12 protein-coding genes and 1 riboswitch are annotated in these 11,206 nt (G+C 40.1%); of the genes, 2 read left to right on the forward strand and 10 right to left on the reverse strand.

The genetic code is table 11. From position 1 onward, the window contains the following. Positions 1-79: 79 nt before the first annotated feature. The 10 genes from purF to ACOI1C_RS18640 all read right to left on the reverse strand — a co-directional run bounded on the left by purF (position 80) and on the right by ACOI1C_RS18640 (position 9,335). Positions 80-1,492, reverse strand: coding sequence for an amidophosphoribosyltransferase (gene purF / locus ACOI1C_RS18595; RefSeq protein ID WP_422512084.1), 1,413 nt, complete (start codon positions 1,490-1,492; stop codon positions 80-82). After that, the gene (purL, locus tag ACOI1C_RS18600) at positions 1,468-3,690 is read right to left on the reverse strand and encodes a phosphoribosylformylglycinamidine synthase subunit PurL (RefSeq protein ID WP_422512085.1); all 2,223 of its coding nucleotides are present in this window, start codon (positions 3,688-3,690) and stop codon (positions 1,468-1,470) included. The genes purF and purL overlap by 25 nt, the downstream gene beginning before the upstream one ends. Further along, positions 3,674-4,360 carry a phosphoribosylformylglycinamidine synthase subunit PurQ gene (gene purQ / locus ACOI1C_RS18605; RefSeq protein WP_422512086.1) on the reverse strand — a complete coding sequence of 229 codons (687 nt, stop codon included), beginning with the start codon at positions 4,358-4,360 and terminating at the stop codon, positions 3,674-3,676. Before purQ ends, purL begins: the two co-directional genes overlap by 17 nt. Beyond that, a complete protein-coding gene (gene purS / locus ACOI1C_RS18610; RefSeq protein WP_422512087.1) occupies positions 4,357-4,611 on the reverse strand; it encodes a phosphoribosylformylglycinamidine synthase subunit PurS in 255 nt (84 codons plus the stop codon). The genes purQ and purS overlap by 4 nt, the downstream gene beginning before the upstream one ends. Further along, a complete protein-coding gene (purC, locus tag ACOI1C_RS18615; protein ID WP_422512088.1) occupies positions 4,599-5,321 on the reverse strand; it encodes a phosphoribosylaminoimidazolesuccinocarboxamide synthase in 723 nt (240 codons plus the stop codon). Before purC ends, purS begins: the two co-directional genes overlap by 13 nt. A gap of 18 nt (positions 5,322-5,339) precedes the next feature. Continuing rightward, the gene (gene purB, locus ACOI1C_RS18620) at positions 5,340-6,632 is read right to left on the reverse strand and encodes an adenylosuccinate lyase (protein ID WP_422512089.1); all 1,293 of its coding nucleotides are present in this window, start codon (positions 6,630-6,632) and stop codon (positions 5,340-5,342) included. Continuing rightward, positions 6,629-7,777 carry a 5-(carboxyamino)imidazole ribonucleotide synthase gene (gene purK / locus ACOI1C_RS18625; protein WP_422512090.1) on the reverse strand — a complete coding sequence of 383 codons (1,149 nt, stop codon included), beginning with the start codon at positions 7,775-7,777 and terminating at the stop codon, positions 6,629-6,631. Before purK ends, purB begins: the two co-directional genes overlap by 4 nt. Continuing rightward, on the reverse strand, positions 7,761-8,249 hold the full coding sequence (gene purE, locus ACOI1C_RS18630) for a 5-(carboxyamino)imidazole ribonucleotide mutase (protein WP_422512091.1): 489 nt from the start codon (positions 8,247-8,249) through the stop codon (positions 7,761-7,763). Before purE ends, purK begins: the two co-directional genes overlap by 17 nt. Before the next feature lie 136 nt (positions 8,250-8,385). Beyond that, positions 8,386-8,487: riboswitch (purine riboswitch) on the reverse strand. A gap of 85 nt (positions 8,488-8,572) precedes the next feature. After that, positions 8,573-8,797: an NETI motif-containing protein gene (locus ACOI1C_RS18635; RefSeq protein WP_422512092.1), complete on the reverse strand. Its 225-nt coding sequence runs from the start codon at positions 8,795-8,797 to the stop codon at positions 8,573-8,575. Beyond that, a complete protein-coding gene (locus tag ACOI1C_RS18640) occupies positions 8,784-9,335 on the reverse strand; it encodes a DUF2179 domain-containing protein (RefSeq protein ID WP_422512093.1) in 552 nt (183 codons plus the stop codon). Before ACOI1C_RS18640 ends, ACOI1C_RS18635 begins: the two co-directional genes overlap by 14 nt. A gap of 159 nt (positions 9,336-9,494) precedes the next feature. Here ACOI1C_RS18640 and ACOI1C_RS18645 point away from each other — a divergent pair, with 159 nt between their 5' ends. Next, positions 9,495-9,932: an Hsp20/alpha crystallin family protein gene (locus ACOI1C_RS18645; RefSeq protein ID WP_422512094.1), complete on the forward strand. Its 438-nt coding sequence runs from the start codon at positions 9,495-9,497 to the stop codon at positions 9,930-9,932. A gap of 83 nt (positions 9,933-10,015) precedes the next feature. Then, the gene (locus ACOI1C_RS18650) at positions 10,016-10,549 is read left to right on the forward strand and encodes a hypothetical protein (RefSeq protein WP_422512095.1); all 534 of its coding nucleotides are present in this window, start codon (positions 10,016-10,018) and stop codon (positions 10,547-10,549) included. Positions 10,550-11,206: the final 657 nt, after the last annotated feature.

Genomic DNA, 11,206 nt, shown 5'->3' on the forward strand with positions numbered 1-11,206 from the left:
CTTTACTGCTTTAAAGGAATGGGGGCCAGGCCCCCATTCCTTTAAAGCGCTAAACCAAACTGTGCTTAAAGTATCTTTTCTAGCATTTTTCGTATGGGTGCACGGTGTCGGGGTAGATTTCGGTTGGGTATTTTCCCGTGAAGCATGCCATGCATTGTCCCTTGTTTTCGTCTTGGTCTGGGCGTCCGATTGCATTTAGTAATCCTTCATTGCTTAGGAAGGATAATGAATCTGCACCAATTATTCTGCGGATTTCTTCAATGGAATTTGATGAAGCAATCAGTTCATCCTTTGTTGATGTATCAATTCCGTAATAACATGGATTCTTGATGGGAGGTGAGCTGATTCGTACGTGTACCTCAGTTGCTCCAGCATCCCGAAGCAATTGTACAATGTGACGACTCGTTGTCCCACGAACGATCGAATCATCAACCATTACTACCCGTTTCCCCTCAACAATTCCACGAACTGGGGATAATTTCATTTTCACGCCTTGCTCACGTAAGGATTGTGAAGGCTGGATAAAGGTTCTTCCTACATAGCGGTTTTTAATTAAACCTAGTTCATACGGAATGCCCATTGACTCTGCATATCCAATTGCCGCAGAAATACTAGAATCCGGTACACCAGTAACTACATCAGCCTCGACAGGTGCCTCTAATGCAAGCCATTTACCTAAATTTTTGCGTGCACTATGAACGTTAATTTGGTCCACATTACTATCAGGTCTCGCAAAATAAATATACTCCATGCTACAAATGGCACGGTGTTGGACACCCGAAAAGCGTTCTGAACGGATTCCCTCATCCGAGATAATAATCAATTCTCCTGGCTCAACTTCACGCTCAAATGTTGCTCCAACCACATCAAAAGCACATGTCTCAGATGCAACTACGTAAGCATCTCCTAACCGCCCTAGTGATAATGGACGCATTCCTAACGGATCAAGAGCAACCATCATTTCATTCTCAGTCATAAGTAAGAAAGCATATGCACCCTTTAACATAGACAGTGCGTTCTTCATTCGTTCTGAAAGAGGGAGGTTTCCACCACGTTTAATCAAATGGGCTAAAACCTCTGTATCTGATGTTGTTTGAAAAATACTCCCCTGACCTTCTAGCTGATGCTTTAAAGCTGTCGCATTTACTAAGTTCCCGTTATGGGCAAGAGCAAGCCCACCACTTTGGGAGTGGAACAGAAGTGGCTGGACATTTTCATACCCACCACCACCTGCAGTTGCATACCGCACATGACCAATCGCAGCTTTTCCGTAAAGATCCTGCATCACATCCTGCTTAAATACCTCAGTAACCAGACCTAAACCTTTAACACCCTTTAATTGCTCTCCATTGGAAACAACAATTCCTGCACCCTCTTGTCCTCGATGCTGAAGACTATGCAAGCCATAGTAAGTGATTTGAGCAGCATCTGAATGTCCCCATATTCCAAAAATGCCACACTCTTCGTTTAAGCCTTTGATTTCAGCAGACATGGGATTGCTCCTCTCCAAATTGCGGATAATGAATCCACTGTTGCGTTAATGACCGCCGTGTTTTCCATTCGAATAACCAGCTTAGGTACATTTGTTACTGTTCCAACCAAAACTGCCTCAACACTATCTTCAAAGCGCTCCTTATCCTCAGAACTTACTGTCACAACAAAACGGGATTGAGTTTCACTAAATAAAGCTACGGTGGCATTTCCTTCTAGCTCAACATCTGCCCCTAATGTAGTCCCGAAAACGGATTCAGCAAACGCTACTCCGAGTCCTCCTTCAGAGACATCATGTGCAGACCGAACGTATCCAGCGCGGATGGCAGATAATAATTGGGATTGTCTAGTCGCTTCCTTTTCAAGATCAAGCTCAGGAGCACGCCCAAAAATACGTCCATATGTCATTTTCTGAAGCTCACTACCACCGAATTCAGCAACCGTTTCCCCAATTACATAGATTAAATCTCCATCCTTTTTAAAGGCTTGAGTCGTTATATGGTCAATATCTTGAATCAACCCAACCATACCAACTGTTGGCGTTGGATAAATGGCTGTTCCGTTCGTTTCGTTATATAAAGAAACATTCCCGCTTATAACAGGTGTATTCAATTTCGTGCAAGCAGCACTCATTCCATCTACTGCTTTTTCAAGCTGCCAGAAGATCTCTGGCTTTTCTGGATTTCCAAAGTTTAGACAGTCTGTTATCGCGATAGGTTCAGCTCCCGAACATACAACATTTCGTGCCGCTTCTGCTACTGCGATTTTCCCACCAACCTCTGGGTCTAAATAAATATATCTAGAATTACAATCCGTTGTCATGGCCAATGCTTTTCTCGTTCCACGAATACGAACAACCGCTGCATCTGATCCCGGTGACACGACTGTATTCGTTCTCACCATATAATCGTACTGGTTGTAAACCCATTCCTTACTCGCAATCGTTGGCTGAGCTAACAGCTTGAATAAGGTTTCTTGAACATCGTCAACAGCAGGAATGTCATTCTCCATCGCTTGGAATTCACGGTAGTATTCAGGCTCGCTTGATGGCTTATGGTAAACCGGTGCATCCTCTGCTAACGCATCAACTGGAACTTCGGCAACAACCTCGCCATGATGAACCAAACGTAGCATTTTATCATCTGTTACAACACCGATCGCCACTGCTTCTAGATCATATTTCATCACAATATCTTGAATCTCTTGCTCGCGGCCCTTTTCAACGACAACGACCATTCTTTCCTGCGATTCAGAAAGCATCATCTCATAAGCCGTCATACCCGTTTCACGCTGCGGCACAAGATCAAGATTCATCTCAATACCTGATCCGCCTTTACTTGCCATTTCAGCTGATGAAGACGTTAAACCTGCCGCACCCATATCTTGAATCCCAACCATTGCATCACATTTCACAAGCTCAAGACATGCCTCAAGAAGAAGCTTTTCCATAAATGGATCGCCAACCTGAACAGCTGGGCGCTTTGCTTCTGATTCTTCGCTCAGCTCTTCTGAGGCAAAAGTGGCACCATGAATCCCGTCACGACCTGTTTTCGCCCCAATATACATCACGGTATTGCCAACACCAGATGCCACACCTTTTTTAATGTCTTTATGTTCAATTAACCCCACACACATCGCATTCACAAGTGGATTCCCCTCATAAGAAGGGTCAAACTGAATCTCCCCGCCCACAGTTGGAATACCCACACAGTTACCATAGCCAGCAATACCCGCTACGACATTTTCAAATAAGAATCTCATACGAGGAGTTGTTAATTCTCCAAAACGCAACGAGTTTAATAGAGCAATTGGACGAGCACCCATTGAGAAAACGTCACGAATAATCCCGCCTACACCAGTCGCTGCCCCTTGATATGGCTCAATAGCAGATGGATGATTATGACTCTCCATCTTAAACACAACAGCCTGACCATCACCAATGTCTACGATCCCAGCACCTTCACCTGGCCCCTGCAAAACACGTTCTCCTTTTGTTGGAAACTTACTTAAAACGGGCTTCGAGTTTTTATAGCTACAATGCTCGGACCACATTACCGAAAATAAACCAAGTTCCGTGTAATTAGGAAGACGTCCTAACGTTTTTTCAACCAGCAAAAACTCTTCGTCACTAAGTCCCATTTCTCGGTAGATATGCTCTGATTTAATTTGCTGCGAAGTTGGTTCAAGAAGTAACGACATGAGAAGATACCCTCCAAGTCTTTAAAATAGATTGAAATAGTTGTAGTCCATCGCTACTACCGAGTAATGTATCCACAGCACGCTCTGGATGTGGCATCATTCCAAGCACATTCCCTTGTTTATTCGTGATACCCGCTATATTTGAAAGACTTCCGTTAAAATCTTCATTATACCTAAAAGCAATTTGCTCATTATCCACTAGCTCTTGCAGTGTTTTTTCATCACAATAATAGTTTCCTTCTCCATGAGCCACTGGAATCGTGATAACTTCTCCCACCTCATAGCCTGAAGTAAATATTGTATTGTTACTCTCTACCACTAGCTCCACTTGCCCGCAAATAAACTTTAGATCTTTGTTTCGACGAAGAGCACCAGGCAGCAAACCAGCTTCTAGCAAAATTTGAAATCCATTACATACACCAAGAACTGGCTTACCAACTGCTGCAGCCTTAACAACAGCCCCCATTACTTTTGAAAAGCGAGCAAGTGCACCACATCTTAGGTAATCACCATATGAGAAACCACCCGGTAAAAGAATGGCATCATAGGAATCTAGTGACTCTGTATCATGCCACACATAATCCACCTCTTCACCTAGCTCATCCTTAATCGCATGGAACATATCAACATCACAATTCGAACCTGGGAAGACAATCACCGCAAATTTCACTGAGCGACAACCTCCTCCACCACATACGTAAAGTCTTCAATGACTGTATTAGTCAGCAAACGTTCACACATTTCCTTCACAAGCTCATCAACAGAACGAGTCCCTTTTTCAATCGTCAACTCTAGAAATTTCCCGATTCTAACGTCTTGAACTTCTGTGTATGATAACGAATGAAGTGATCCTTTAACCGCTGTTCCTTGTGGGTCTAAAACGCTTTCTCTTAACGTAACGAATACCTTTACTTTGTACATGGTGATCCCCCTAATCGCTCTAGTATTTGCTCATATGCATCTGTTAAGTTGCCCAAATCTCTTCTGAAAACATCTTTATCTAACTTCTCATTGGTTTCTTTATCCCAAAGCCTGCATGTGTCAGGTGAAATTTCGTCTGCTAATAGCACGTTTCCTTCTGGAGTTACCCCGAACTCTAACTTAAAATCTATTAATCTCAAATTCTTGTCTGCAAAGTACGGCAATAATATTGCGTTTACATCAAGCGCCTTACTCTTTAGCTCTGCGACTTGCTGCTCAGTTGCTATATTCAACAATTTCACATGATCCTCATTAATAAGAGGATCACCCAAATCGTCATCTTTAAAATATAGCTCGATAATTGGTTGCGATAGCTCCAAACCTTCTTCAAGCCCTAAGCGCTTGGCTAAAGAACCTGCTGTTACATTACGGACCACAACTTCAATAGGAATAATTTTGACTCGCTTTACGAGCTGTTCGGTGTCAGAAAGCTTTTCAACTAAATGTGTCGAAATTCCCTTCTCCTCAAGCATTTCAAATAACAAACCAGTAATCGTATTATTTAAACGACCTTTTCCAAAGATTGTCGCTTTCTTCTCTCCGTTAAAGGCAGTTGCACTATCCTTGTATTCGACCCATACAACTTCTTCATCATTCGTTGCATAAATTCTCTTTGCTTTTCCTTCGTATAGCAAGCCAAGCTTCTCCATTAGGAATCCCCCTAGAACTTATAGTCCAACTCGGTCAAAAATATAATCAACCTGCGAAAGATGGTAGTTGTAATCAAAGCAGTCATCTATTTGAGCTTGCGAGAGTCTTGACGTTATCTTCTCTTCTGTCATCACAATATCTTTAAATGAGGTTTGCTTTTCCCAAGCCTCCATAGCTTTTGGTTGAACCGTGTCATAGGCTTCCTCTCTTGACATCCCTGCATCAATCAAGGCTAAAAGCACGCGCTGGGAGTAAATAAGACCAAATGTCGCTTCCATATTACGCTTCATATTTTCAGGGAACACTGTTAGATTCTTAACAATGTTTCCAAAACGATTCAGCATATAGTTCAGTGCAATTGTCGCATCTGGTAAAATAATTCGTTCAGCAGAAGAATGGGAAATATCACGTTCATGCCAAAGCGCCACATTTTCGTAAGCTGTGACCATGTGACCGCGAATCACGCGCGCAAGTCCTGTCATATTCTCAGAACCAATTGGGTTACGCTTATGAGGCATTGCGGAAGACCCTTTTTGACCCTTTGCAAAAAACTCTTCCACTTCTCTCGTTTCACTCTTTTGTAAACCACGAACCTCTGTCGCAAACTTTTCGATCGAAGACGCAATCAACGAAAGAGTGGCCATATAGTGAGCATGACGATCACGCTGCAATGTTTGAGTTGAAATTGGTGCGGCTTGTAAACCTAGCTTTTCACATACAAAGGTCTCAACGAATGGGTTAATATTCGCATACGTCCCAACAGCACCAGACATTTTCCCGAATTCAATTCCTGTTGCTGCCGCTTCAAAGCGATCTACATTACGCTTCATTTCTTCATACCAAAGGGCAAGTTTCAAGCCAAACGTCGTTGGCTCTGCATGCACACCATGTGTTCTTCCCATCATTACTGTGTACTTATGTTCTAACGCTTTATTTTTCAAAATATCAACGAAGTTTTGTAAATCTTTTCGCAAAATATCATTCGCTTGCTTCAATATATAAGAAAGGGCCGTATCCACAACATCTGTTGAGGTTAATCCGTAGTGAACCCACTTTTTTTCTTCTCCAAGTGTTTCTGATACCGCTCTTGTAAATGCTACGACATCATGTCTTGTTTCTTCCTCAATTTCAAAAATACGCCCAATATTAAAGGATGCATTTTGACGAATTAAAGCAACATCTTCCTTCGGGATATCTCCAAGCTCAGCCCATGCTTCACAAGCTAAAATCTCTACCTCTAGCCATGCATTAAATCTATTTTCATCGGTCCAAATCATGCCCATTTCAGGTCTTGTATAACGTTCAATCATTCTATTACCCCCATCTTCTCTTTCCAAATTGCTAGAGTCGAAATATTTTCTATCATAGTTTCAAGATCTTTACCTATAAAAGTAATGTGCCCCATTTTCCGCTTAATCTTTGCCTCTTTTTTACCGTATAAATGAATCTTACTACCTTCTAGGACCTCAATATGCTCCAAAGCTAACTCCACATGTTCACCTAATAAGTTCACCATAATGGCCGGTGTTAAGAGCATTGTCTCACCTAAAGGGAGATTACATATGGCACGAATATGTTGCTCAAACTGTGATGTCACACAGGCCTCGATTGAATAATGCCCTGAATTATGAGGTCGAGGTGCAAGTTCATTAACATAAACCTCATCTCCAACTAAGAACATTTCTACCGCTAAAGTACCAATTAGTCCAACTCCATCTGCAATGGTTTTGGCCACTTCATACGCTTTATCACACGCTTCCCGACTGACCCTTGCAGGAACAATAGATTGGTGTAAGATATTTTCAATATGAATATTCTCTGCCATTGGTAAACATTGGATTTCCCCTTTAGGACTCCTTGCAATAATGATCGAAACCTCTTTATCAAAAGGAACCCATCCCTCAACAATACATTTACCGCTTATTAAAAGGTTAAATGCCTTTTCCTTGTCACCAAGCTTTTTAATGACAACCTGACCTTTCCCATCATAACCACCAAGGCAAGTCTTCACCACGCAAGGTAGTCCTATCGATTCAATTGCATCTTCAAGTTCTTTTTCAGACTTTACTATTTGATAAGGCGCTACCGGAACTCCTAAACTACTAATCTTATCCTTTTCAGTTTCCCGGTCCTGGGTGACCCTGATGAGCTCGGCTCCTTGTGGTAAATACGTATTTTCTTCTAACCAAGTAAGTGCTGTATGGTCGATATTTTCAAACTCGTAAGTAATGACATCACTTACAACAGCTAGTTTTTCGATGGCGCTTTGATCATGGTATGCTCCGATTATTTCGATATCAGCAATCTGCCCACAAGGACTGTCCGGTGTTGGTTCCAATACAGCAATTCGATAGCCCATCTCTTTAGCTGATATAGCCATCATTCTCCCGAGTTGACCTCCACCAACAATGCCAATTGTACTTCCTGGTAAAACTGTCTTAAACAAGCTGATCACTCATTTCCATCGCCATTTGCTTCATTCGCTCTCTTCGTTCAAACAATCTATGCTCTATTTCTATATCATGTAAGCTTAAAATCTGACCTGCTAGTAATCCTGCATTTGTTGCTCCTGATTTCCCAATCGCAACCGTTGCAACTGGAACCCCACCTGGCATCTGGACAATGGACAGTAAAGAATCCATTCCATTTAGTGCCTTTGATTGCACAGGAACACCAATCACAGGGAGTAGAGTCTTCGCGGCTACCATACCTGGTAAATGCGCAGCACCCCCGGCACCTGCAATGATCACTTTTAAACCTCTCTCTTTTGCATTCTCAGCATAGGTAAACATCTCATCAGGAGTTCGATGTGCAGACACAACTCTCTTTTCATAAGGGATTGAAAGCTCATCTAATATTTCACATGCATGTTTCATTGTTTCCCAATCAGAAGCACTACCCATTATAACCCCAACAACCGGTTTCACAATAATTCCCCCTAGCTAAAACATCTTTTTTTATACTATTTGAATTATCTAAAAATAAAAAAGTACCCATGTAGTGTTTCCCTATTAAGAGAAAGCAATTACATGGGTACTTGTCATAAAGTTAAAACGACAGGAAAACCCTATCACTTTCCCTCATAGTCCAGTAATTTACGGTTACCGGGTAGAAACTTATGGGCCAAATTCCCAAGATTATATGAGGCAAACGAATATTGAATCTATACTTTTCAAGTGATTTCTATTTATAGAATACCATCAAACTGAAGAAAACACAACATAAATTCGAACATTAATAGAAAAAATAGTTACCAACGTTCGGGTTTTTCTAATTTACCTTCAAATACAATTTTTCGACCACATGGCTGAATATCTCTTAGACCGTCGATCTCTGTTATTATCTCTTTAAAGACTGGTTCTTCTATTCGACGGATAGGCAAATAACCTTCATTCTTCATCATATCGATACATGCATCAATCGTTTCATTTTCCTCAACAGTAAATCGTATTTTCAATGGCTTACTCTTTTGCATCCTGTAACTTACCTCTCTTTACATTCTTTACCCAGAATCCTCCATGTATCGTTTTAGCCTCATACGAAATGATAAATGCAGTTGGATCTATATCTTTTATCCTAGCATATAGGGCAAGCTCGTACTTTCTCGGAGTTAAAATTTGCATAGAAGTTCGGTCACCTTCTAATCCCTCAGCCTTCCAGGTTGTTACACCGTATCCTTTTTCACGAAGCTCCTTAGGCAAATTTCGATTATACTCTTTTGTAATTACATTGACAGTAATATACCCTAAAGCAAGCTTTTCTTCAATTTTCATTCCCACAACAACACCAATACCATAACCAGCAGCATAAGCTACAAGATTTTGAATCTCATTCAAGTTATCCAAAACTAAACCTAGACCTATTACATAAATGACAACTTCTATCGTACTAAGGAAGGCCGCAGCATAACGATATCCTTTAAGTGTTAAAATCATTCTTATCGTAAAGAAGGATACATATGTAATATTAATTACTAAAATGATCAAAATCATAAATAAGCTATTTTCTAACAATATTTCGCCCCCTCAAAATACTTATATTTACTATTCCCCTTTATTTAAGTATCTATTGTAACAAACTTCGCATATCTTTAGAACATTCCCTATGACATAGGCACATAAACACATTCTCTTCATAAAATGTATCAGGAATATATCGGAGGTGCTAAGAAAATGAACAACCCTTACTTAAAGGACTTTTCTAACCTAAAAGATCAATTTCAAGGTTTTTTTGGTGAAAGCTTCTGGAATAATTTTGACGGAATTCTCCAAAATCAGCTTACTCAATACAACTTGTACCAAGGTGAGAATGAACTACTTTGCATCATTAACATCCCAGGCATTAACAATATGGATGATATCCATGTCATCGTCAATCAAAACATACTTGAAGTGGAAGGCAAAGTGAATTTAAATTATAAAGGGTTTAAGCTATTACAAGAAGGCATCATGCAGGGAAACTTCAAACGGGACATTGAACTCCCTTACAGTGTAAGAGATGACAGAGTAGATGCTCATTACCAGCATGGACTACTAATCCTCCATCTTCACAGACAATTCCCTGATGAAACCAAGAAAAATAAGGTTCCGATAAAAAAGTTGGCTGACTAAGCATTCCTTAATAAGTATATTTTATCTACCTATGTAACTTTCCTCTTTGAACCTCGTCTAAGTATAAAAGGAGGGGAAAAACAATGAGGTTTTTAAAGTTTATATGTATTAGCTTTTTCCTAATTGCTTCAACACTGTTCTTTCAGCCCAGCCCTTCATATGCATGTTCATGTATTCAGCCACCTCCAGTAGATGAGGAATATAAACAAGTGACTGCAGTGTTCTCTGGAAAAGTTATTGATATTAAAAATCAATTAAATCCATCAGAACCTATGAAGGTTACTTTTCAAGTAGATCAATCCTGGAAGGGGGTATCAGAAGGAAAGATATCCATCTATACAGCTAAAGATTCCGCAGCATGTGGCTATGCCTTTAATATGGATGATAGCTATTTGGTTTATGCTTCTGAATATGAGGGTAAATTAAACACTGGACTCTGTTCACTTACAAAGGAACTATCTGCTGCAAGTGAGGATCTTGTAATCTTAGGAGAAGGCGAAGTTCTAACAAATGATCAAGATGAAGATACACCTTTATCCATTACAGTGATTGTCCTTGGATTTATGCTCATAGCAGGGTTAGGATATGTTGTATATAGTTCTATAATTAGAAAGTAGCTGCTTTTGTTAAGTCGTTCATTTTAATGGTGAAAGACTCAAATGAAAACTCAAAACAAGAATACAATTAACGGTGGTATTTTCCAATAATTAGATATGAGATGCTTAGGGTCTACTCTCAGAGCGTCTTCATATTTGATACCGCATAACACTTTAAGATGACCCTTAATTAGCTAATTGTTAAAAACTCATACGTTCGTTAGTGGATCTTTCTGAGTTTTTTTGTTTGACTATTATTTATCTATATAGATTCTCCAACTTGCTAGACTAGTAGACAGTCATCTCACTATAGGTTTTATGTAAATTTACGTTATCTTTAAGGTTTGGCTGCAATAATTCATCATGTTTTCTTGCCTTGTATCATTTTATCTAAACTATGAGCCTCAATGAAGACTGTTGTGACCCTTAGAACCCTGTCATTCTCAACATATTAGCCAAATAAACTATTTCATAAGAAGCCAAAATCTTAATATATTTGCCGTTTTCTCATTTTATATGCTGTTTTTGTAATATATAAGCCAAAAATACACTTTTATAGAAAAATATACATTTCCCCCCAAACCTACAATTAAACTTAGAATCTTAAAGACAAAAAGCAGCTAGTTTTAGCTGCTTTTTCCTCTTTGCTTGGCAATGTCCTACTCTCACAGGGGGAGC

It is taken from the genome of Bacillus sp. DJP31 (assembly GCF_049310945.1).
In the GTDB taxonomy this organism is placed as follows: Bacteria; Bacillota; Bacilli; order Bacillales; family SA4; genus Bacillus_BS.